Here is a 22,236-nt window from a genome sequence, read left to right on the forward strand (position 1 = left end):
GATTAAAATCCCCAAGCACGTTTTACGTTGTCTATATCGAGCGTTTCTACTTGTTTTTCTATGTCGTCGGGCAAATTGCAGAAGAAATCGATGCCGGTTTTCTTTTCCAAGTCTGCTATGTTCACGGCATAAATGCCCAGTTTGTCGTTGCTGTGGTCTTCGTTAAGATGTTCTACCCAGAAACCTATGGCCTTGTAGCCTAATTTGTTCTTGGCAAGCAATGCCATAAAGAAGTAGCGCGGCACGATAAAACGGCTGCGAGTGTAGCCCAATATCTGCTCGCTGTTGTCGATGGTTCCGCCTTTGCATACGAATAAAGTATCAGTACTCAGGGCTAACGTGCGCACTCTTTCTTCCAATTTTGCCCATATTTTGCCGTTAAAGTTGCCTACTTGCGGCATCATATTCGTCATGTAGAACGTTTGTTCGTTGGCATCTTTCGAATAGACACGGTCTTCCGAGGCGCATATATGGCCCCGCTGATAATAGGATTTCCCTCCATCAGGGTAATAACTTCCGCTGAATTCTCCTCTTACAGGTGGTTGTTCGTTCTTGGGGACCTTGGGATCGAGCTGGAAAGGATCGCCTCCCCAAGAAGTCGAATTCCATTTGTAACGCGACCAGTTCTTCACTCTGTTGGCAGCAGTTATCTCGAAACACGTCCATCTTTGTGCGCGTTTCGTGTGGTCCCATTCGAGTGCATACGTCATACCGTATTGCGTTGTCGAGTGTACAATGACTTCGCTGCTGCCTCCTTTTACTTTCGGAAACTCTAAATGAGTAATTTCAGCAGGCATATTTGCCGTAGCTATGTTTTTATTAGCATTGGTTTCGGCCTTGTTGCCTCCGTTATCTTCGCTGTCGTTGCCGCATGCCGATAAGGCTACTGCCGCAATTATAGCCATTGATATGGCTTTCCATCCGTTCATAGATACATGTTTAAATAAAAAAAGTGCGTGCTAACGTATGTGCAATTACGTTAGGACGCACCTCTTTCAATTATATTCTAAAAGCTGATTGATATATTATTTCTTCAACTTGCCGTAGCGGTTCATGAAGCGGTCTACACGACCTGCTGTATCGACAAGCTTGCTCTTACCTGTATAGAATGGGTGAGAGGTGCTTGAAATTTCCACTTTTACCACCGGATAAGTTTCGCCTTCAAACTCTACAGTATCATTTGTTTTGCATGTAGACTTGGTAAGGAACATATCGCCGTTGGACATATCTTTGAATACAACGGGGCGATAGTTTTCGGGATGAATACCTTTTTTCATTTTAATATGTATTTATAATAATCGTTGTTTGGGCTGCAAAATTACGAAGAATTTCGTAATCAGCCAAATATAAGATAGATTATTTAACGATTAGGTTTCTTAGTTGCCATGTACCGGCAACCGTTGCAGAAGACTTATATTCAAAGGCTATGCGTACGTTTGCCTTGCCTACGAAGGCTTGCAGATCGGCTGTCGTGGCAACGAAAGTAAAGTCTTTGTTTGTTACCGTTGCGCTTAATGTGAGCGGTGTCCATGTTGCAGTAGACGGTTTCCCGCTGTTATAGTCGGTTGAAACGAGCACCTTGATTTCATCGGCCACGGTTCCGAAATATCTACCTGCCTGTTCAAACGAGAGCGTAGCTTTGGTAACGCTGCTTAAATCCAATGCCGGAGAGATGAGCCAGCTATCGCTTGCCACTCTTACTTTATTGATGTATGCGGTTGCTTTGGCGCATTTATATTTAGTATCTGCCTGCCATACGGTTGTTCCTGCTGCAAGATCGACTTCGTTGGCAACGGTGAATTTTCCTAAACTTGTAGCAAAAGTCTCATTGAGAATGGCATCAGAAGCTGCTCCGGGCTTAGTTCCGGCGGTCTTACCGTCGATTTCTGCATAGGTTACAGATTTAATACCGGGCTGTCCGTAGTACTTTGTAATCTCTCCGTAGAGAAGCACTTCTTTACCCAGATAAGCCTTGTTGTCTTTCAGATTGACCGCAGTACGGACGGCATTTGCCGGCAATTGTACCGGCATGCATTTGGTAATGTCTTTTTCGGTAGCCGTCGCAGCAATCAAGACATTGGATGTTACCGTGCATGTATCGGAGGAGAAACGGGCTCCGTCTTTAGCTGTTTTGCCGTAAATATAACCTACGATGAAGCCTTTTGTATATACATTCGAGGCCGTGCCCTTGGCAATGGCCGCCGTAACATTATAGGGTGAAGCCTCCGTTCCGTCGCCCTTGGCCTCTACAGAAGGTGTGGTGCCGCCGCCATTTTCATCTTTTTTGCCGTTGAGCGAGTAGATGTAAGTTTGGCCTTTGCCTACTGTTTCGGGGGTGTTGCCATTATAGTTTACGAACGGACCATAGATAACAACCTCGTCGCCCACCTTGATTTGATCTTCGGCCGTAAATTTTTTGTTGCCGAGATAATAGCCCTGATAGATGTAAAGCTGATTTTTTGCCGTGCCGTCATCAGAGATGTAATAGGTTGCATTGCCGTAGGTTTTAGTTTCAACACTCTTGATTGAGACGATTTTACCTTTAACGTAAATCGGCTCTGAGTTCACGTTTGCTGCGAGAGTCTTAATCTTTTGCAAGGCTGCCGCTACGTTGTAAGGATCGGCCTCCGTACCGCTACCTGCAGGAGTAACCTCTGTTGTCGTACCGCCACCGTTATTGTTAGGATCGTTGTAAGGTGCCGGAACATCTTCACAACTTGTAAATGTCGTGGCTGTCATAGCCAAAACGAGTAATGAATAGAATAGCTTTTTCATTTTGTTTTATATCTTTATTTTTATTTATTCTACGGTAAAGTTCTTCACCTCCCAAGTAGGAGCGCACGCAGAAGTACTCTTATAGTGGAAAGCAATGCGTACTTTCTTTCCTTTATAGGTGTTCAGTGAGGTCGTACCCGTAACGAAATTCCAGTCGCTGCCGGCAGGATATTGGGAAAGAGTGAGTGGTGTCCACGTGGCAGAAGCCGGATCTCCACTCTGATAATTGGTACTGATTGCAACTTGAGCGAAGTCGCTAAGCGTGTTCCCTTGTAGAAAATTCAACGCCTGATCTACAGAAAGTGAGACCGTGGCGGCCTTTGTAAGGTCGATAGACGGACTGATGAGCCAGCTTTCTGCTGCCACATTGGCGTGAGAGGCTGTCACGTATGCTGTCGCTTTCATACCGAAATTGGCAGATACCCAGCTCCATACGTTGGCAAGTTCTGTAGGAAGAGTGGTGTTGAAAATAGTGAAGTCTCCTTGACTTTCAGCGAAACTTTGTTGATAAATGGCTTTCGGAGCCTCTTCGATATCACCGGTACTGCGCATCAGGATTTGCCATGTGTCGCGGAAGCGCGTAAAGATACCGGTGATATTCAGTACTTCTGTCGGCATTACCATATTGGCGAAATCGGCATAGGTACTGGTTCTAACCACGATGTTGTCATGCCCTTGTATAGCGCGGTTTACGTTGTTGGCGGTGAGTTGCACGCTTCCGTCGTTGGGAGCGAATACGGCTTTGCCGTCTGCATCTTTCAGTTTCACCTTTTTGAGCGTCATTAATTTACCGCAATTTTCTGCTAAATAGGTTTGATCACCTATCTTACTCAAGTCGAAGTCTGTCGGTTTGACTTTCGAAGCATCGGGAGTTCCAAGTATTTTATGGTGCGTACTCCATGCGTAGCGGTTCATTCTGCCTACTGACTGTGTACCGTTTTTGTTCGTATAAACGGCTCCTATCTGCGGCTGCATGCCGTAACCACCGATGACCAACCCCTTGAGTGATACAAGTATTTGTTGACCTACGGGCAATGAACCGTGTAATCCGCCCTGCCCGATGGAGATGATAATGGCGCCGGTTTCATCTTGCAGAGCAATGCTGTTATAGATATTGCCCTCGATATCGTTGCCTGTAACATAACCTTTTATCTGGATGTCTTCGCTTATCTGTTCCATGCCGTTCGATGAAATAGTACTGGCATATTTGGTTTTCAGAGCAGCTATGGAAACGACATTGGTTTCTTGCAGTTCGTTATTGCCGTAAGGAGGCATGCCGTTTCCCTGCGGATCGGCATAATCTTCGCCCATACAAGATACGAAGAGCGTACAGATAAGCACAAACAGAATATATTTCAAATCTTTCATTTCGATAAACTTTTAGAATTTATATGCTATGTTGATCATGCCGTTTGTACCGAATGCGTGATACACTTTCGGGTTACGAGAGAACTTATAAGAACGGTAATTGCTTAATGTTCCGTCGTTGTTGGTCGTATAGTCGCTTCTACTTTGTTCGTAACCTCCCGTAACAATCTTCTGATTATTCAGTATGTTGGTCACCATGAGGTTAATGGAGAGCGAACCATGCTTTAGGTATATGTTCTTTCCGATGCTGCCGTCAAGCATGAAACCGCCGTGCCCTTTCATCTGTTCGGGTACGATGTAATTGCCCAAGTTGTCTACTTGACCGCTGACTTTTAGTGAACTTTCGAAGCGATAATTGGGCACATACGACAGATAGATGCGGTCGTAATAGTTGCCGTTCAGGTCGATGAACCAGCCTTTCTGGTGGTAGCTTAGTCCCAAACTTGCCGTAGTAAGCGGCGTACCCGACTCGCGCATGTTCTTGTTATATACCTTTTCGTCTACATAGACACCTTTTGTAGAAACTAAATAGCGTGCCTGTGCATTATTTATGTTTTTGGCTTCATTCCACGAACCGATAGCTTTAAGATCTAAAAATGAAGTAAGTTTGAACCTTAAACCCAGCTCTATGCCGTAGTATTCTTTCTTGATACCGGTCATAGATACATAAGAGAAAGCATTTACATCGTCGTAGTAGAAGTTCTGCCACTCCGTGATGTGGTCTACATAACTATAATATGCGTTCAAATTGGCATGTAGCCAAGGACTCTGGTACTGATAACCGAAATCGCTACTGAACACATGTTCGTCTTTTAGATTATTCACAAAGTCGTTGTTCATTTCGGGAGATACGAACGCTGCATTGGCATTCGGCGCACGCCATTCATAGCCGGCACCCAATGAAAATGTATTTCCTGCGCCCGCATTAAATATCATGCTTGCCTTTCCGCCGGCCTCTCCGAACTTTGCATAACCGCTTTTTCCGAAAGAATTGTTGGCAAACAAGCCGTTGCGCATGTTGCCTCTGCGTGCCATGTCCGTAGCCCCGAACTTTCCGGCAGCCATCAAATGCCAGCGACCGGTATTTACTGCATAGTTAGTCCACACAAGGCCTTTGTGTACAAGAATATCGTAATCGTAGCCGAACTTGTCGCCTTCGTAGACGAGACGTCCGAGGTTATTGGGCCCTGCAGTATTCAAATCGTATTGAATACGCGGATCGTTAGCGCTGTAAGTTCCCAGTGCATACGTGTTTATGTTATGGAAAGAAGATGCTCCCAGCATATCTTCCATGGTCTGATAGTGGTGCCCTTTGTTCTGTCCGAGCATGAAACCTAAGTTCCATACGGCATTCTTGTTGAGTTGAGTCGTCAGTGTCGAGGCTAAATTAAAGCGCAGGTTGTCGATATGTTTTGCCTGAATAAAATACAAAGCATCGCTGCCATTGAGGGCTGCCTGCTTGTTGGCGTAGTAGAGTTGATCCCAGTTGATCTGGCGATTGGCCTTGCTTGCTCTCCAAAAGTTATATGCCGAATTCCAGTCTGCCAATGCTTGAGCGGTGCGATACCGCGTATCCGTTGCGTCCCATACGTCGTAGTATGAACTCGGCAACGCCTTCCAATAATCGGGTTGCGGGTTCTCTGAGTTGTTATAATTGAGCTTCGTACTCTTATACATGCTATAGGAACCGAACAAAGTCGTTGTGAGTTTCATATCTTTATTGATGTCCCAATCCCATGTGAATAGGGCGGAAGGTGCGAAATCGTTAACAACTCTCGAGTTTCTTTTATGCCCGTTCTGATATCCCCAATAAGGGTTATAGTAATAATCATTGGCAAGCCAGTACGCTTCTTCGGTCGAAGCACCCTGCGTGGAGCGCTCTGTAGGATTGCCCCATGTAGAGAATGAAAGGCTGTGACCGTTATTCCACTTCTTCTGAACACCGAAGAAATAAGACAGAGCATTATAGAATGTGCCTTCTACATAGCCTCTGTTAGCCCATCGGTAAGTAATGTTGGCGGCGATAGCCCAGCCTTTATTGTTAAATCCTGAGGCGTATGTATACATGCCCCGAAGGGTATAATTGCGGTTTGCTCCGCTTAAAGTAAGGCGATGCCCTGCCGCCATATTTCCCGCACGGAAGTTATAATTGTTGCTTCCGGCCATGCCCGGAATAGCGAAGTTGTTACTTTCGAAAGGCAAAGCGAAGTCGATATTTCGTGTTTGTTGGTTCAGACCGCCCACCAAGGAGTAACGAAATTGGCCGGATTCCATGTCGTTCATGGGTGCTCCATTGATGTAAACGTCGTTATATTTCTGGTTGAAAGCACGATATCGGAAACGTAATGGGGAAAACAGATATCCCACTTCGGAAGCATAGACATTGGTGTTAGAATTCATGATCGTAACATTTTGCGACATATCATCGTCTTCTCCCAACTGTGCTTCTGTAAAAGTAAATGCCGATTCGTCTATTGGTTTAGCTTTCTGTCCGTCGGTTTCGCCTTTTTGGGCAAAGACTAAAGGGGAATAACATAAAGCTATCACAGCTAATTTCAGCTTGTTCTGCATAGTCGATTAATTATATAGATATTACACATTTGGTGCAAAGTAACGAAATATATTTTAAAAAAGAGAACCTTTTTATTTAATTTTTCACGAAACATTCTATTTTGTCATATTAATTACCGATATTTGCAAAACTTTATAAACATGTTGATTTAGCGTGCTTTTTAGCATGGTACTTAAAAACAAATGAAGTAAATGAAAAAACAATTTATTATCTTTGTAGCTTTATTGTTGATAACTTTCTCGGTGTCAGCGCAAAAGAAATTCTCGGTATATGCCGTAGGTTTCTATAATCAAGAGAACCTTTTCGATACTTGTCACGATGCAGGAAAGAACGATTATGAGTTTCTTCCGTCGGGTTCTTATCATTGGGACGGGCTGAAATATTCGCATAAACTTCATAATATGGCACGGGCTTTGGCCGATATGGGCACAGACAAATTGCCCAATATAGGTTGTGCAATCATCGGACTTAGCGAAGTTGAGAATGCAAAGGTGCTCGATGCTCTTACCGCCCAGCCCGAATTGAAAGCGCGGGGATATAAATATGTACACGTAGAAGGGCCTGATCGGCGCGGTATAGACTGTGCTTTGCTTTACAATCCTTCGCTTTTCGCGGTGCGAAATGTGAAATTAGTGCCTTATGTTCAGCGCCTTGAGAAAGACAGTGCATATAAATCGCGTGGTTTTCTTACCGTGAGCGGGACGATGGCCGGCGAGCATGTCGCAGCTATCGTGTGCCACTGGCCGAGCCGTTTCAGCGGTTCGTTCTATCGAGAGATAGCGGGCGAGCAGGTTAAAGCGGTAAAAGACTCGCTTTTGAAAGCCGATCCGGCCTGTAAAGTTTTCGTTATGGGCGACATGAACGATGATCCTGTCGACAGGAGTATGCACGAGAAACTTTCGGCAAAGGCAGAGATAAATCAGGTAGGAGTAGGAGATATGTACAATCCATGGTACAATGTCTTGGTAAAGAAGGGCACCGGAACGCTGATGTATAACGGTGCATGGAACTTGTTCGACCAAATCGTAATGACTCCCAATCTGCTCAATAAAGACGGTTCGAAAGACTTTTCTACCTTAAAGTATTGGAGTTGCCAAATTCAGCGGATGCCCTATCTCTTTCAAACCGAAGGCAAATATAAAGGCAGTCCTAAACGTACCACGGCCGGAGGGGTATGGCAGGATGGTTATTCTGACCATCTACCGGTTGTAGTTTACCTGTTAAAGGAACTTAGATGATAGGTATAGAAACGCATCCCTTTGTGCCTTTTATGCCAAGAGATGCACGCTTGCTCATGTTGGGCACCTTTCCGCCGGCTCGCAAGCGTTGGTGTATGGAGTTTTATTATCCCAACTTTCAGAACGATATGTGGCGTATTTTCGGCTACATCTACTTCGACGATAAAAATCATTTCGTCGTTCAGGGCAAAAGGACATTCGATGTAGCTGCGCTGAAAGCGTTTCTTACGGCCAAAAGAGTGGCTATTTCAGACACCGCATTGCGCGTTCGGCGTACAAAAAACACAGCTTCCGACAAAGATTTAGAGATTGTAGAACCCGCCGACCTTGATGCTCTGTTGCGCTCATTGCCCCAATGTAGAGGCGTTTTAACCGCCGGTCAGCTGGCTACAAACGTATTTACAAAGCACTATGGTATTGCCGTTCCTGCAATGGGAGGTTATACCGAGTTTCCTTTCGAGGGCAGAAACTTACGGTTGTACCGCATGCCGAGTAGTTCGAGGGCATATCCTATGCGTGTTGAGGATAAAGCCAAACGCTATCGCATCATGTTCAACGACATTCTAGAGTAAATATATTTATGGAGAACTTTCAAGAGAAAGTAACGATTATCGGTATTGCCGGAGGCACAGGATCTGGCAAATCGACCGTTGTAAAACGTATTGTAGAAACCCTGCCCCCACACTATGTGGCCGTTGTACCGCTCGATTCTTATTACAACGATACCTCTTCAATGACCGAAGAGGAGCGTCATGCCATCAATTTCGATCATCCCGATGCTTTCGATTGGAAACTCTTGATACAGCAAGTTAACGATCTTCGCAACGGTATAGCCATCGAACAGCCTACTTACTCCTATCTTCAATGTAACCGATTACCCGAGACTATTCATGTAGAGCCCAAGCCCGTAATCATCATAGAAGGCATTATGACGCTGCTCAACAAGAAGCTCCGTGAGATGATGGACTTAAAGATTTACGTGGATTGCGACTCTGACGAGCGCCTTATCCGTAATATCCAGCGCGATATTATGGACCGTGGGCGTACCGTTTCAATGGTTGTCGATCGATATCTTAAGGTGCTCAAGCCCATGCATGAACAGTTCATAGAGCCCACAAAGCGTTATGCCGACCTTATCATTCCGCAAGGAGGAGAGAATGTGCGAGGAATAGCCATCCTTTGCAAGTATATCGAAGGACTGATGTCCGCGGTTGTTTAGTAAGAAGGCTTTTGATAAACGTCAATAATAACACTTGAAATATATATTTTATGTTTGTTTTTGTTGTGGAAATGTTATAATATTCTTAAATTTGCAGTGAAGTATTTATAAAAGGATTGTACTAATTAAAATCAACAAGGTTATGAAAAAAATGTTATGCGCATCTTTGATGCTACTTTTCTTAGGAATAAATAGTGTGGTTGCAGGTTCTCCAGATGTTGAAAATCTTAAACTTCAGAAAGAAGTACTGAAACTCAATACCCAATTAACGAACTTGCGATTAAAGTACGACAAAGCACTTACAGTCCATCAAGAATTATGTAAAAAGGCTTCTGATATCAATGCCGAGGCGAGTTCTGAGGCTGTTTCGTCTTATACAATAATGGATGCATCAGCATCGGCAAAGGCCGCCAAAGAGCGTGCAAAGGTTTTAGATAAGGTGGAGAACGCAAATAAGAAGGTGGTGAAGAGCCAGAAAAAACTCGATAAACTACAGAAGAATATAGAAAAAGTACAGCGTCGTTTAGACGATTTGAACAAAAGAGTAGTATTTATTACCCAGTAGTTTATCAGTTGGACAGACTACTGCCATAAAAAAGAAAAAGCCTGAAAGAACTTGATCCTTTCAGGCTTCTTGTATTATATTCTCATATTATATTTCCATATTTTTGATTATTGCATTTCCGATAAGAGAAAAATTTCGATGCCAAACTCTAAAGGTTATGCATTTGTACACGAGTTGTGAAATAGTAAAAGGCGGCATGTTTAAAGAAGATGAAAAGCATCTTTATCGGCGGCAGATGTAATGCCTGTTTTTCTTTATCTTGTATTGTGCAACGCTTAGATGTAACTCTGCAGTTCGTTTCATATCTTATCGACCGAAGTTTCTAATCGCCAATTCTGCGGTACATTTCATCGAACGGCAGGCGAAAACGGTCTCCCTGTACGCCTTCGGGTTTACGAATACCGCAGGCGATAATCATGTTTATCTCACCTGTATGGGGCAAATGCAGGGCCTTTTTCACTAAATAGCTGTCAAAGCCCTCAAGAGGACAGGTGTCATATCCCACTTCGCTCATGGCCAGCATGAAGGTTTGTACTACCAAAGCACAGCTTTTATGCACCACAATGCGTGCATCGCCTTCCGACATTTGGCGCGGAATGGGACGAAACAACCCCACGCATTGGATAAGAGCCTTGCGCACCAATCCCCATAGGCCTATAAAACGCGAGTATTGAAAAGGCATCAGCTTGCCATAGTATTGCTGCATGAGCTTGATACGATGGGGTTGTCTTTCTGTCGGACTGTTGTGCCGAATGTTATCTATATTGGCTTCGAGTACCTTGCGTGCATGGTCTTTGTAGCGATCTTGACGTGTTACGAAAACTACCATCTGCTGTGCAGAGGTGGCAGAGCGCTGTCCCAAGCATGCTGTTGCAAGCTTATGAAGCATATTCTTATCGGTAATGTGATAACATTCCCATAGTTGCATGTTCGAACTTGTGGGTGCAAGTGTGGCCAATTCTATGCAGTGGCGCACGCTTTCCACATCCAATGGCTTCGACGAATCGAAGAGTCTCACGGCACGTCTGTGCTCAAGAATTTCCTGTAAAGTCATGGTTAGCGATGTTTTTTGCTGCATCGGGTTATGTTGCAGTTATTGTTTTATTTCTTCAATGCCGTCGTTTTTGTTCGCACGGTTAAGGTTATGAAGCTTCAAAGCATTGATACATTCGGTAACGCCGTAAAGCAACATGCACCATCCGATGATAAAGAGCGGCGCCGAAGCGATAGCTGTAGGGTAGACGATGGCTATAATACCGATGAGTAGAATGACGGACGGCACGATCCAGAAGTAAAATCCGATGCGTCCGTATTTGGTGGCCGATGCCAACATAACAAACTGACTGACGGCTCCCAATATAAGAATAGCGGCGAGAATATATACCAGTCCGTTGATAAAAGTATCGGGCATCAGGGCGAGTATTACGCCCAGAATAAGGCTGCCCAGTCCTACTATCGGGAACGTAGGCTTAATACCGGTAAGCTGGTTGCCGTCGGCGTCGTAGACAATTGTGTCGCCCGTCTGCTTCCTTGTGCTATAATAGGTGGTGCAGGATATAACGCCGGAAAGAAAAAACAGCACTCCTATGCAAATCGTGATCCATGTAACGGTCTGCTCTCTGTATTTGATAAGCAACACCCCCACAATAATCGCACAGATTGCGCGGAACAATGAACTTTGTATTATCTTCATAATTTCAATGTTTAATGTTGCAAAGATAGTATTTAATTCTGAAAACAAAGTGCAAAAGCAAGGGAATTATTCGGAAGCGTAAAGAGCTTACGATGGCTTTGTTTGGCGTTTGAAAGATTGCGATAACGTAACGGCTGTGTGCATGCATGCTATGTTTATGAACTACAGACCGTAGGCATATCGTTTCAATATGTGCCGTATAAGGAGTTTATACGGTATATATATCTGCTATTTGCAGTGTGCAGAGTGCCCGCCGTTCGGTTATGTTGGTTTCGTTTCTGCTTCCTTTACGGGCGTCAGGGTAAACTCACTGCGGCAATAGACATGGGGGGCGATGTCGAAAAAGCTCTGTCTGTTGCGTATAAATGCAATGAGCTGGGCAAATGTGCGGTTATCCTGAAGCAGCAGGGCATTGCCGATAAGGATGAGATGTTCGCGGGCTCGCGTCATTGCCACGTTGAGTTTGCGGTCGATAACGGCGCCGTCTTCCTCAAACACATTGTTGCACAAGAAGTCTAACTGGTAGCGTTTGCTTACGGTAAAGCCGTAGATGATAATGTCGCGTTGGCTTCCCTGATAACGTTCCACGGTATCGATAGTGATGTCGTGCAGGCACTTTATGCCGTATCGGTCTATGGCATTGCGCACCGTGGCTATCTGGTTGCGGTAGGGAACAATAATGCCTATCGTGTGCGCCACGCTGAAATTGTGTGCATGCAGGCGGTAGGCAGCCACCGTAGTAGCGGCGATCATCTCCGCTTCTGCCTTGTTGGTCTTGTCGGATACGGCGCTTTCGTCCTCCATGGCAGGGGCGTTCAGGAAGGCTATGCGGCGAGTCAGCAGGAGCGCTTCTATGCCCTTTGCGCCTTGGAGGACGGGGGCAAGGACTCTTTCCTGATGGGGTAGAGGCACTGTCTGCAGCGCATTCCCGTAGAATGCTTGGCTGGGAAAGCGGGCGATGTCGCGATGCATGCGTCCTTGACGGGTGAGCATGTAGACTACGGAGGCATTGTTACGGTACGTTTTCAGCAGACGTTCGAACAGTGAGAGCCGGCAGTCGGTAAGATGGATGGCGTGTAGTTCGGGCTCGTCCGTGCGCGATTCTTCCGTTGTTTGCTGCACCACGGCCGGCAATTGCTTATGGTCGCCTATCATCACAAAGCGCCCTATGCTCTCTTTGCCGCCACATTGAGCGCAGAGCAGGCCGATGATATGCGGTTCGAGTATCTGCGATGCTTCGTCTATAACGGCAAGATCGAAGCGTTTCATAGTAAGCAATGCAATGTTGGCATTAAGGGCCGATGTGGTTGCACATACCACACGCGTGCGGGCAATGAGCTCTTTAACGTCGCTCACCGTATCGCATTGCTGTACTCTTTCTTCCAACAAATGCCCTCGATAGCGCTCTTCACAGTTCAAAGACGAACCTATACGGAGGAAATCAATGCCTGCCTCGCACAGTTTGCTGCATATTTCGTCGACCGCACGATTGGTGTATGCCGTCAGCAGAATGGCGGATGAGGGCGATAAGAGTTCCTCCTTGAGCACGTTGAGCAGCCCGAAAGAGGTCTTGCCCGTACCGGGTGGGCCTATTATGAGGAAGAAGTCGCGTGCCTGTTTGGCTCTTAGAACGAGTTCGTTGAACGCACCGTAATCGCCTTGCAGGGCAAGATGTGTGTCTTGTTGCGGTGCTCTTTGTGCAAGAATAAGGTCTTTTCGTGCCTGTGAAGCCGACAGAAAGGTGTGCAACCCGCGGTAGAGAGCCCCGAAAGACGACTCGAAGAAATCGTGTTCTACGGTCCATCTGTCGGTTTGCGGACGCAGGAAAGCCCGCTTATCTGTTTGCGGATGACGCAGTGCGAGGCGTATGCAGTTGGTTTGTATGTCGGTGATGGTGGCACGAAACACCATCGTTTGCCGTGCATCCGGTTCGCTGTGGATTGGGTAGGGATACAATATCACGATGTCGCCCGTGCGGAAGTTCGACATATCGGTCTGCATCTGTCGGGCAAAGAGTAACGTAACGGTGCCGACTTCCTTACCTTCCGATGCGATCGGAGCCAACGACAGATTGTCGTAGATGTTGCCTGCCTGCCGCTTTTCTTCCACGGAATCGTTCCATACGGCGGCAAAACCGGAACCCTCTTTGGTTTTGTTGCCAACCTTGGCCAGCAGGTGTTCGGTTTCTATGAATGCCATGAAGCGCAGATAATACGCTCGTTGCAGAGGCGTTGCCGTATGGATGGGCTGCAACAGAGCGTTCAGTTGCGGACGGATGTATTGCTCCCAAAGACGTCCTGAAGCATGCGATATGTTTAGATTTTCGGGCGTCAACCGCTCCAAAAGACGCATGCCGTCGGTGGTGGCATATTGCTGTTCGAGGAACACCAGTTCGTTTCGAATGCGGAAGGCCTCGAACAAAAGCCGCGGAGCATTGCCCAATTCGAGCAGACTATTGGCATACTTGGAGTAAAGAAGGAAGGTGTAAATCCTCTTAAGTGCCTTGTCTTCCTTGTTTTGTTTGCCGAAGTTGTAGTGCAACAGGGCGCGATAAAGCAGTAATTGCACGTAATGTCGTTCCTGATGTCGCGGCGTATTGGGATCGGGATCGGGCGGGAAAGCGCCCTTACCCGCCTTCTGTTCGATAAGTACCTGATAATCGGATTGCAGGAAGTCCATGCGTCCTTGTATGCCGAGCAGCTCGCAGAAGAAAGACGGCTCGAGCAAAAGACGTTGCGAATCGAAGCTGCCGACTTCCTCGGGTAGCACCTCTTTGAGCGCATGGCGTATGTTCCGTTTCTGCTGTTTGGCGTTCTCGTGGAACTGTTTGTCCAGTGTATCGCAGGCCGCCATGCCGAGTGCATTGCGTTTGAAGAAACTCTTGATGCTCTGCGCATAGGTTTTATTTTCGGAATGCACCTCCTCATCGAGCAGTTGGCCGGCGAAATTTCCCAGCAATATGGCATCGGTACTCACGCTGGGTTTTATTTTATTGAGCAGGTGGATGCGCGCATCGTGGGCATAAGTTTCGAAACAAGCGGCTACAGACGATATGTCTACCAAGTAATCAGGTTCGTAGATGAGCAATTCGGGATACACGATACCGTCATTCTCGCGCGGGTTTACTACGTTGAGTTGCGTGCCGTTGCGCAGTAAGGAGCGCAGGTAAGACCAGTCGCCCATGCCGTATTCGCTGTCGAAACGGTAGCAGAGTTTGATTTGCTCGCCGCTTTCTTCGGCAATGCCGTATATGTATTCGTCGTCCCAAGAGCCCACGGCAACTCGCAATCTGTTGCCCATGAGTCGCCGAGGGGGCACGGTTGTCAGTCTGTCTTCGGGGAAGAATTTGGCTAAGAAGGCAGGAATAGCAGTGTCGGGATAGAGTTCATGAATAAATTCGCATATTGCTTTCAGGTCGTAGCGGCAGGCTTTTCGGAGTTCGTCCGGCGCTGTCGATGCCACATTTCTTATTCTGTTTCGGGCACCGTTGATATCGATAGCGAGCTGAGACGTAATGCGGAACTCTTTTACCAAGTAATCTATCTTGGCAAACATGCCCGCAAAATGAATTTTATTGTGGCGGAGTTTGCGGTCTACAGCCAGCCGCAGCACCTGTTCGAACACATGATAAATGCGCCCGACCGGCGGTTGCGGCAGTCGTACAACCGGTCGCAATGCCTCGTAGAAATCTTTCTCGGTATCGGGAACATAGCCGTATAGCGCCTCTTCCGTGGCGGGAGAAAGTGATGTTTTGCGGCTGTTGTTTATAACAGATCGTTTTTCCATGCTGTTTATTCCGCATACAAAGATACGATAGAAAAACGAAACAGCACAAGAAAAGATTTGTTTTTGGTAACAGATTTTACTATATGTAAGCACGATAGACAGTATTTCTTTCGTGCATAGCATGGCCCCCTGTTTGCAATACACCTGCGGTATATTCCGTTTGCACAGAGTTTTTTTGTACTTTTGCAGGATAAAATATATTGGATATGACAACATTGTATTTGGTGCGCCACGGCGAAACGGTGGACAATGCAGCACAGATTTTGCAAGGACAACAGCAGGGAGAATTGAACGAGAATGGCATCAGACAGGCGGAAGAGGTGCGCGACAGGCTGGCCGATGAGGATATAGATGCTTTCGTGGCAAGCGATCTGAAGCGTTCGGTCGATACTTGCAGGATTATTGCGCAACCGCATCATAAGGATGTGGAGACTACTCCGTTGCTGCGAGAACGCGATTGGGGCGACTTTACCGGTGCGTTTATCCCTGATCTGAAAGACAAAGAGTGGCCCGAAAACGTAGAGTCGATAGAAAAACTGAAGTCGCGTGCGCAGAATTTTCTTACCTTCATTAAGGTGAACTATCCCGATAAAAAAGTGCTTGCCGTGGGGCACGGCATTATTAATAAGGCCATTCAGAGCGTTTATTTTAAACTGCCGATGAACGAAGTGCAGAAGATGACGAACGCAGAAGTGCGGATCCTAATACTTTAGAACCCGCACATTCCCAATTTAATTATAACTCTCTAATTTTGTTACCTAAAAATAATCCTTTTTTATAACTCTATAATTTCGGTCCTTCAAACAAATCTTTTACCTTGCAGAACTTACCTTTGAAGTTCTTGCCTATATGAGTTTTTACATTAAATTGCTTTGTTTTCCTATCTTCGACTGCCGAAGTGAGCGCCTCCGCTGTTCTGACTCGGGCTGGTGCTGCCGCCTCCTCCGCCGAATGAAGAGCCTCCCATGCTTCGACTACCGGAACCAAAAGAACCGGAATTGCTACGTGCTCCTCCGCCAAAAGAGCCTGTATTGCTGCGAGTGCTCGGTGAGAAAGAGCCGGAACTGCTCATACCTCCGTCGAACGAACCTCCCATGCTCCGGCTGCCGGAACCGAATGAACGGGAACCGCTGTGCGGACTTGTCTCGAACGAACCGCTGTTGCTGCGGGTACTTGGCGAGTATGAACCGCTGTTACTGCGTGAACCTGAGCCGAACGTACCCGTGCTGCGTGATGTGGAACCGAACGAAGATTCTGATGATGAGCGGGGCGAAGTGGAGCGACTCGGCGAGAATGTATTGTTGGGAGGAGATACATATCCGTTAGACAGGCTGCCGTTGCTCCTTGAACCGAAATGGCTGTAACCGCTACCGGATGTTTCGGGGCGTGTAACTGTAGAGCGTGTGCTGCTCTGACGGTTGCCGAAACTACCGTTGCCAAAAGTCGAATTGTTGCGGGTAGACGGAACACCATTGCCGAACGAACCTCTGTTCTGTCGCGGATAACTTTGGCTGCCGAATGAATTTCTGCCGCTTCCGTTGCTGCGATCTATACCGTTTCCGAACACTCTATTGCTGCCCCGTCCGTAATCTCCGCGGTTAAAACCGTCGCGCATGCCTATTCCTTCGTAGCCCGGACGCGGTCCGAAACGCCGTCCGTTGTACCAAGAACGTCCTCCGTTTACGCTCCAACTGTGGCTACCCCGGTAAACTCCGTAGAAATCAGGGCGCCCAAAGAAGAAATAGTCGCGGTGGGGATAACGTGCATAAATACCGAAGTGCCAGTAACCGCCGCTCCAATAAAGCGGACGATAGAAGTAAGTAGCGTTGATATAGGCACGATATTGCCAGTCGAGAAGTATGTAACTCAGGTCGATATTGCGCTGCTGCCAGTAAGCACCGTACAGATCGCTGTAGTCGCTGATACTCATCAGATAGTCGAGGTTGATCTCGTAAGCCGCCTCGTATTGGTCATCGGTCAGATTAAGCTCATAAGCCATCTTGTCTGTAAGGAACAAAGCTTGCTGACGGGCCTGCTCATAACTCATGGCGCTTGCCGAAACTGTTATGGTCAACAGTGCTGTAAGGGCTAATATAAACTTTTTCATAATCGTATATTTTTACTTGTTGATATTCTCTTTGTGAGTGATTTAACTGCTGTAGTTTCTTCATCTTCACGCTGCAAAGAAACGAAGAATAGTTTGAACTTGGAAAGGATTTTCCCTAAACTGCAGGGGAAAATCCCTAAAGGTTCTTTTCTCTATTTCTCAGCTTTGTAGTGCCTTCTGTTTCGAGGTTTTGGTGTCATGCGGTTCGAATTATTGCTGTAAAGATAACAACAGTTTGTTCTTTTGTCGCTATATATCGATCATAGTTCTTCATGTTGTCTTGTTTATCGCTGTTAGAGGTGTCGTTTAGGGGCGATAGGTATTAGGAGTGAAGAAGGTAGGGCATACTCCTGTAGCGCTTGTGGAAGGGGGATTTCTGCCTCGATAGTTTGCTGTGAATAGGCGAAGAGTTAAAGACGGGATGTAAATTCCGAGAGTCTTCCACTGTTCCATCGTCTGTTTGTTGATTTCATTTTTACAAACAGTGAAAAGAAGAAATCGGTGACGACCGAATGATTTTCTTTCTTCGACGAAGTTATTTTCTATCTATTATCTTCTGTCATATTATCTTTCCTATCTTCTATATATAGGAACAGGTGCTGATTTTTAATAAATTATAAGCGCAAAGTTGCAACTAAATTACAACTAAGTTGAACGATCAAGAATTGTTAACATAACTTTTGTGCAACTTTCTTCTTGTTTTTTCTCTGTGTTTTTGTAATAATTCAGTCGTATTTTCAGGGGTGTTATTTATCGGAAACATAGAGTTTTTTATGATTATAATTTGATAAATGATGTGTTTCATATAGAGGAAGGTTAATATTATATTATAATCTTTCTGCTATATACATGAAATTTTGCGCAATATAAAGAATATATCAGCGTTATTACAGACAATGGGCGGCTGTTACGAAAGGGCCGGCCATTGGTTGGAAAAATAAACAGTAAGTTACCACTATTTGAAAGATAAGAATAGAATAATGAAAAAACTCATCACGTTGTCTTTGGCATTTATCGCCACAACCACGGTCTTTGCACAAGCATGGACAGATGTAGATCATACCAAAAAGCTCGATCCGATAAAGGAAATCGGCTATCGGGTAGAGATGCAGGGATCGTTTTCCGATGGGAAGACGCCTTTGTGGCTCAATGCCAACAAGTATGGACTGAGTTCGTTGGATAAAACTAACGGATATGTGCGCGGCGCTATTATCAGACAACTCGATACGGATTCGGCCCGACGATGGGGCATCGGTTACGGTATAGACATGGCTGTGCCGTTGCATTATACAAGTAAATTTGTGGTACAGCAGGCCTTTGTGGAGGCTCGATGGCTTCATGGTGTGTTGAGTTTGGGCAGTAAAGAATATCCCATGCAGCTGAAAAACAATCTTCTAAGCAGCGGTTCGCAGACTTTAGGCATTAATGCACGACCGGTACCGCAGGTGCGTTTGGCTCTGCCGGACTATTGGCGACTCCCTTTCGGCAAGGGGTGGCTCCATTTAAAAGGTCACATTGCTTACGGTATGATGACCGATGATGGCTGGCAACACGACTTCACGGCGAAACGGCACCGCTATGCCGACAACGTGCTCTACCATAGTAAAGCCGGTTATCTTATGATCGGAAATCCCGATAGATTTATGCCTATGTCGTTGGAGTTGGGCTTGGAAATGGCATGTACTTTCGGTGGAGAGGCCCATTTGGTGAATGGTACGAAAGATCGAATTATAAAAGGAGGAACGAGTTTTAAGGACTTTTGGCATGCATTCTTGCCGGGCGGGCAGGACGAAACGGACGGATTATACGGCAATATCGCCGGAAACCAGCTGGGAAGTTGGGTGATGAGGCTGAATTATGATGCTGATACATGGGCTGCACACGTCTATGCCGACCATTATTTCGAAGATCACAGTCAGATGTTTATGGTAGATTACAATGGTTATGGTACGGGCGAGGAGTGGAACGTGAAAAAGAAAAGGCGTTTCTTTCTGTATAATTTGAAAGATATCATGCTCGGTACGGAGATTAATCTGAAGTATGGATCGTGGCTGCGAGATATTGTTTTCGAGTATATTTATACCAAATATCAAAGCGGTCCGTATAACCACGACCGCACGAAGAACATTCCCGACCACATCGCGGGTATGGACAATTATTATAACCATGGCAATTATACCGGCTGGCAGCATTGGGGACAGGTGATGGGAAATCCGCTCTATCGGTCGCCTATCTATAATGAAGACGGAACAATTCGAGTGAGCAACAATCGTTTTATAGCGTTCCATGCCGGTGTAGACGGCAGTCCGACGGAACATATCGGCTATCGCATGCTTGCTACCTATCAGAAAGGGTGGGGCACTTATTATGATACTTATACGAAAGTGCACCACAATGTGAGTTTTCTTTTAGAGGCATCTTACCGTTTTAAGTATAATTGGAAGGTGAAAGGTGCTTATGCTATGGACTTCGGAGGGATACTCGGACGCAATACGGGTTTTCAGTTTACGTTGTCGAAAAGCGGGCTTTTCGGAATCAGATGATGCCCCTATCGCCCGTACACATACTTTACAAACCTATTAAATGCACTCTATAAAGAATATATACGAATGAAATATACAGAGAGAAATTTTATTGTAGCAGCGGTGTTTGCGGCAATGTTCGCAAGTTGTACTATCGAAACGAGCAGGAATGGCAAATTTGATGGCTTCTGGCATCTTGTGCGTGTAGACACTTTAGATACCGGAAAAAGCAGAGATCTGTCGCGTCAACGCATCTTCTGGGGCGTGCAATATAAGCTAATCAATGTGAAAGATGCCGACCGCAATGAACAAGGATATTATTTGCGCTTCGAGCGGGTGAAAGACAGTTTGTTTGTACACACCCCTTATGCTAACCATTTGCATCAGGATCAGGGAGCGGATGGAGGAGATATTCCCGTAGACGACGCCAAGTTATTGGCGCCTTTTGGCATTAATCGCTTAGAGGAACATTTTAAAACAGAGGCATTGGATGGAAGCAAAATGATACTTAAATCTTCCCGATTGCGGTTGTATTTCGATAGTTTCTGACGGAAGCGCAGGTGTTTCTTCTTTTAGAAAATCTTGCCGAAAGCGATATTGATGAAAGTTTTGACCAGTATTTTAGTGTCGAACCACCATGAGCGGTGTTCCAGATAATACAGGTCGAGTTCCAGTCGGTGCAGCATTTTCTCCATCGTGTCGGTATATCCGTTGTAGAGAGTGGCGTAAGACGTTACGCCCGGACGTATCTGGTAGAGGAAAGTGTAGCGCGGATCGTGCTTCATAATTTGGTCGATATAGAACTTTCGTTCGGGCCTCGGGCCGATGAAAGCCATATCTCCTTTGATGACATTCCACAATTGCGGCAGTTCATCAAGATGGTGTAATCGCAGAAAACGCCCGATGCGCGTGAGACGAGTGTCTTTATCTTTTTCGTGTAATTGCGGCTCTCCATATTCTTCTGCATCTATTCGCATACTTCTGAATTTATAAATTAAAAAGGTTTTCCCATATCTTCCAATCCTTTCTTGGCTATAGATAATTGGAAATCCATCTTCTATGCAAATGGCAAGAGCACAAAGAAAAAATAATGGACAAAACACAATTAAGCACAAGATGGCAATGATACAGTCGATAAATCTTTTCATATAATTTCTTTTTTTCTTCTTTTACCGATATAATAGTTAAGTATAAGATGAAAAAGAGTGTAAATAAAAATGTCAAGTAAGAAAATTATGGTAAATCCTAATTTTGGATATAGTAATATATTAATTACGACAAAAGCTATATCGATAATAAGAATTATGATGAGTGTGTTATGCATGGAAATCCCTATCCTCATGAGTTTATGGTGAATATGATTTTTATCGGCATCGAAAATTGAGCGATGATTACGTATGCGATACAGTATAATTCTTACAACATCGAATGTCGGAATTATTAGTAGTGAGTAACCTATGGGCATGCGACTAAGGTAGAAATGCATCACGTTCGGGTTATCCATGGAGTATTTAATGAAAAGGACACTAAGGATAAATCCGAGAGTTAAACTTCCGCTATCTCCCATAAAAATCTTTCTGTTGTTCTCTACTTTGCCAAATAGATTAAAGTATAGATATGGAATAAGAACCCCTATCATGCTGGCAATCATAATGCAGTAAACTTCTAAACCTTCGGTGTAAAATCCTATCATAAATCCTATTAATGCAATGACAGAGATACCTGCACATAGTCCGTCAATACCATCTATCAGATTCATGGCATTGTCTATAAAGACAATAATAAAAACGGTAAGAGGAACACCTACCCAAAAAGGTATGTCGTGTATTCCGAATAGTCCATATAAATTGTTGATATATAAACCGGATAGTGGTATTATGGTTGCAGCTATAGATTGGACTGTAAATTTTATATTTGCATTCAGGCCGATAAGATCGTCGATAAGACCAACTATATAGATAATGAACAGACTGATGAGAAAATACAATGACCAAAGATTAATTTGTGTATTGTGTCCATCACTATTTTTGTTAAGGACAAATAGAGCGATAATAACAGCAATAAGCATACTGGGCATAAAAGATATTCCTCCTAAACGCGGAATTGGTATTTTATGCATTTTGCGGGAGTTGGGGGCATCGTAAAGTTTCTCTTTCTTACAATAATTGAGAATGAGAGGAATTGATAGAAAACCGCATATCATGCTAAGTAAAAGGGCACCAATAATAATTATTACGTCTATGTTTGTCATACGCACCGACTTGTATATTCTTCTTTTATAATTTAAACATAATTTTACTGAAAATATTGTATTTACTAATCAATAGTATGTATGGAAAATAATTGTTATCCAGTAAACCTCATAAACGATGATATTTTCGCTTATCTAAT

General features: G+C 45.1%; 19 protein-coding genes. 7 read left to right on the plus strand and 12 right to left on the minus strand.

The window, feature by feature from the left end; genetic code table 11:
• Positions 1 to 2: 2 nt before the first annotated feature.
• From BN3912_RS09115 to BN3912_RS09135, 5 genes are all read right to left on the minus strand, one after another.
• Positions 3 to 929 carry a DNA/RNA non-specific endonuclease gene (locus BN3912_RS09115; protein WP_023983595.1) on the minus strand — a complete coding sequence of 309 codons (927 nt, stop codon included), beginning with the start codon at positions 927 to 929 and terminating at the stop codon, positions 3 to 5.
• A gap of 96 nt (positions 930 to 1,025) precedes the next feature.
• Positions 1,026 to 1,277, minus strand: coding sequence for a type B 50S ribosomal protein L31 (locus BN3912_RS09120; protein ID WP_004369923.1), 252 nt, complete (start codon positions 1,275 to 1,277; stop codon positions 1,026 to 1,028).
• 79 nt (positions 1,278 to 1,356) lie between these two features.
• Positions 1,357 to 2,775, minus strand: coding sequence for a DUF6359 domain-containing protein (locus tag BN3912_RS09125; protein ID WP_023983594.1), 1,419 nt, complete (start codon positions 2,773 to 2,775; stop codon positions 1,357 to 1,359).
• A gap of 24 nt (positions 2,776 to 2,799) precedes the next feature.
• Positions 2,800 to 4,143, minus strand: a complete 1,344-nt coding sequence (locus BN3912_RS09130; protein WP_064972303.1) for a DUF5689 domain-containing protein — start codon at positions 4,141 to 4,143, stop codon at positions 2,800 to 2,802.
• Between the two features lie 12 nt (positions 4,144 to 4,155).
• On the minus strand, positions 4,156 to 6,714 hold the full coding sequence (locus BN3912_RS09135; RefSeq protein ID WP_023983591.1) for a TonB-dependent receptor: 2,559 nt from the start codon (positions 6,712 to 6,714) through the stop codon (positions 4,156 to 4,158).
• A 192-nt stretch (positions 6,715 to 6,906) separates the two neighbouring features.
• On the opposite strand from BN3912_RS09135, the gene BN3912_RS09140 reads away from it, so the two are divergent.
• The 4 genes from BN3912_RS09140 (at position 6,907) to BN3912_RS09155 (ending at position 9,737) form a co-directional block, all read left to right on the plus strand.
• Positions 6,907 to 7,953 carry an endonuclease/exonuclease/phosphatase family protein gene (locus BN3912_RS09140; RefSeq protein ID WP_023983590.1) on the plus strand — a complete coding sequence of 349 codons (1,047 nt, stop codon included), beginning with the start codon at positions 6,907 to 6,909 and terminating at the stop codon, positions 7,951 to 7,953.
• Positions 7,950 to 8,525: a uracil-DNA glycosylase family protein gene (locus BN3912_RS09145; protein ID WP_004369928.1), complete on the plus strand. Its 576-nt coding sequence runs from the start codon at positions 7,950 to 7,952 to the stop codon at positions 8,523 to 8,525. Before BN3912_RS09140 ends, BN3912_RS09145 begins: the two co-directional genes overlap by 4 nt.
• 8 nt (positions 8,526 to 8,533) lie before the next feature.
• A complete protein-coding gene (gene udk, locus BN3912_RS09150; RefSeq protein ID WP_004369929.1) occupies positions 8,534 to 9,172 on the plus strand; it encodes a uridine kinase in 639 nt (212 codons plus the stop codon).
• Between the two features lie 142 nt (positions 9,173 to 9,314).
• Positions 9,315 to 9,737: a hypothetical protein gene (locus BN3912_RS09155; RefSeq protein ID WP_004369930.1), complete on the plus strand. Its 423-nt coding sequence runs from the start codon at positions 9,315 to 9,317 to the stop codon at positions 9,735 to 9,737.
• A gap of 322 nt (positions 9,738 to 10,059) precedes the next feature.
• Here BN3912_RS09155 and BN3912_RS09160 read toward each other — a convergent pair whose 3' ends face one another.
• The 3 genes from BN3912_RS09160 to BN3912_RS09170 all read right to left on the minus strand — a co-directional run bounded on the left by BN3912_RS09160 (position 10,060) and on the right by BN3912_RS09170 (position 15,216).
• Positions 10,060 to 10,791: a nitroreductase family protein gene (locus BN3912_RS09160; RefSeq protein ID WP_016665228.1), complete on the minus strand. Its 732-nt coding sequence runs from the start codon at positions 10,789 to 10,791 to the stop codon at positions 10,060 to 10,062.
• Positions 10,792 to 10,830: 39 nt separating this feature from the next.
• Positions 10,831 to 11,430 (minus strand): HdeD family acid-resistance protein, encoded by a 600-nt coding sequence (locus BN3912_RS09165; RefSeq protein WP_023983589.1) that lies wholly within the window; start codon positions 11,428 to 11,430, stop codon positions 10,831 to 10,833.
• A gap of 261 nt (positions 11,431 to 11,691) precedes the next feature.
• Entirely contained in the window at positions 11,692 to 15,216 is a 3,525-nt protein-coding gene (locus BN3912_RS09170; protein WP_004369933.1) for a DEAD/DEAH box helicase, read from the minus strand.
• 206 nt (positions 15,217 to 15,422) lie between these two features.
• Between BN3912_RS09170 and BN3912_RS09175 the strand changes: the two genes are divergently transcribed.
• Positions 15,423 to 15,929 (plus strand): histidine phosphatase family protein, encoded by a 507-nt coding sequence (locus BN3912_RS09175; protein WP_004369935.1) that lies wholly within the window; start codon positions 15,423 to 15,425, stop codon positions 15,927 to 15,929.
• Positions 15,930 to 16,096: 167 nt separating this feature from the next.
• Here the strand turns inward: BN3912_RS09175 and BN3912_RS09180 are convergent, their stop codons facing one another.
• Both BN3912_RS09180 and BN3912_RS12210 read right to left on the minus strand, forming a co-directional pair.
• On the minus strand, positions 16,097 to 17,323 hold the full coding sequence (locus BN3912_RS09180) for a hypothetical protein (RefSeq protein WP_004369936.1): 1,227 nt from the start codon (positions 17,321 to 17,323) through the stop codon (positions 16,097 to 16,099).
• A 306-nt stretch (positions 17,324 to 17,629) separates the two neighbouring features.
• Positions 17,630 to 17,776 carry a hypothetical protein gene (locus BN3912_RS12210; RefSeq protein ID WP_154665155.1) on the minus strand — a complete coding sequence of 49 codons (147 nt, stop codon included), beginning with the start codon at positions 17,774 to 17,776 and terminating at the stop codon, positions 17,630 to 17,632.
• A 527-nt stretch (positions 17,777 to 18,303) separates the two neighbouring features.
• Here BN3912_RS12210 and BN3912_RS09185 point away from each other — a divergent pair.
• Positions 18,304 to 19,866, plus strand: a complete 1,563-nt coding sequence (locus BN3912_RS09185) for a capsule assembly Wzi family protein (protein ID WP_023983588.1) — start codon at positions 18,304 to 18,306, stop codon at positions 19,864 to 19,866.
• Between the two features lie 66 nt (positions 19,867 to 19,932).
• Entirely contained in the window at positions 19,933 to 20,394 is a 462-nt protein-coding gene (locus BN3912_RS09190; protein ID WP_023983587.1) for a lipocalin-like domain-containing protein, read from the plus strand.
• A gap of 23 nt (positions 20,395 to 20,417) precedes the next feature.
• On the opposite strand, the gene BN3912_RS09195 is transcribed toward BN3912_RS09190, so the two are convergent.
• Positions 20,418 to 20,993, minus strand: a complete 576-nt coding sequence (locus BN3912_RS09195; protein WP_004369939.1) for a sugar transferase — start codon at positions 20,991 to 20,993, stop codon at positions 20,418 to 20,420.
• Positions 20,990 to 22,096: an MraY family glycosyltransferase gene (locus tag BN3912_RS09200; protein WP_023983586.1), complete on the minus strand. Its 1,107-nt coding sequence runs from the start codon at positions 22,094 to 22,096 to the stop codon at positions 20,990 to 20,992. The genes BN3912_RS09195 and BN3912_RS09200 overlap by 4 nt, the downstream gene beginning before the upstream one ends.
• Positions 22,097 to 22,236: the final 140 nt, after the last annotated feature.

The sequence above is a fragment of the Prevotella phocaeensis genome (assembly GCF_900065875.1).
In the GTDB taxonomy this organism is placed as follows: Bacteria; Bacteroidota; Bacteroidia; order Bacteroidales; family Bacteroidaceae; genus Prevotella; species Prevotella phocaeensis.

What these genes read in the sequence shown, in the direction of transcription:
- BN3912_RS09175 (WP_004369935.1), top strand. Translation starts at nt 15,423, where the DNA reads ATGACAACATTGTATTTGGTGCGCCACGGCGAAACGGTGGACAATGCA.
- BN3912_RS12210 (WP_154665155.1), bottom strand. Translation starts at nt 17,776, where the DNA reads ATGGAACAGTGGAAGACTCTCGGAATTTACATCCCGTCTTTAACTCTT.
- BN3912_RS09135 (WP_023983591.1), bottom strand. Translation starts at nt 6,714, where the DNA reads ATGCAGAACAAGCTGAAATTAGCTGTGATAGCTTTATGTTATTCCCCT.
- BN3912_RS09145 (WP_004369928.1), top strand. Translation starts at nt 7,950, where the DNA reads ATGATAGGTATAGAAACGCATCCCTTTGTGCCTTTTATGCCAAGAGAT.
- BN3912_RS09130 (WP_064972303.1), bottom strand. Translation starts at nt 4,143, where the DNA reads ATGAAAGATTTGAAATATATTCTGTTTGTGCTTATCTGTACGCTCTTC.
- BN3912_RS09155 (WP_004369930.1), top strand. Translation starts at nt 9,315, where the DNA reads ATGAAAAAAATGTTATGCGCATCTTTGATGCTACTTTTCTTAGGAATA.
- BN3912_RS09115 (WP_023983595.1), bottom strand. Translation starts at nt 929, where the DNA reads ATGAACGGATGGAAAGCCATATCAATGGCTATAATTGCGGCAGTAGCC.
- BN3912_RS09190 (WP_023983587.1), top strand. Translation starts at nt 19,933, where the DNA reads ATGAAATATACAGAGAGAAATTTTATTGTAGCAGCGGTGTTTGCGGCA.
- BN3912_RS09180 (WP_004369936.1), bottom strand. Translation starts at nt 17,323, where the DNA reads ATGAAAAAGTTTATATTAGCCCTTACAGCACTGTTGACCATAACAGTT.
- BN3912_RS09195 (WP_004369939.1), bottom strand. Translation starts at nt 20,993, where the DNA reads ATGAAAAGATTTATCGACTGTATCATTGCCATCTTGTGCTTAATTGTG.
- BN3912_RS09165 (WP_023983589.1), bottom strand. Translation starts at nt 11,430, where the DNA reads ATGAAGATAATACAAAGTTCATTGTTCCGCGCAATCTGTGCGATTATT.
- BN3912_RS09120 (WP_004369923.1), bottom strand. Translation starts at nt 1,277, where the DNA reads ATGAAAAAAGGTATTCATCCCGAAAACTATCGCCCCGTTGTATTCAAA.
- BN3912_RS09125 (WP_023983594.1), bottom strand. Translation starts at nt 2,775, where the DNA reads ATGAAAAAGCTATTCTATTCATTACTCGTTTTGGCTATGACAGCCACG.
- BN3912_RS09170 (WP_004369933.1), bottom strand. Translation starts at nt 15,216, where the DNA reads ATGGAAAAACGATCTGTTATAAACAACAGCCGCAAAACATCACTTTCT.
- udk (WP_004369929.1), top strand. Translation starts at nt 8,534, where the DNA reads ATGGAGAACTTTCAAGAGAAAGTAACGATTATCGGTATTGCCGGAGGC.
- BN3912_RS09200 (WP_023983586.1), bottom strand. Translation starts at nt 22,096, where the DNA reads ATGACAAACATAGACGTAATAATTATTATTGGTGCCCTTTTACTTAGC.
- BN3912_RS09140 (WP_023983590.1), top strand. Translation starts at nt 6,907, where the DNA reads ATGAAAAAACAATTTATTATCTTTGTAGCTTTATTGTTGATAACTTTC.
- BN3912_RS09185 (WP_023983588.1), top strand. Translation starts at nt 18,304, where the DNA reads ATGAAAAAACTCATCACGTTGTCTTTGGCATTTATCGCCACAACCACG.
- BN3912_RS09160 (WP_016665228.1), bottom strand. Translation starts at nt 10,791, where the DNA reads ATGACTTTACAGGAAATTCTTGAGCACAGACGTGCCGTGAGACTCTTC.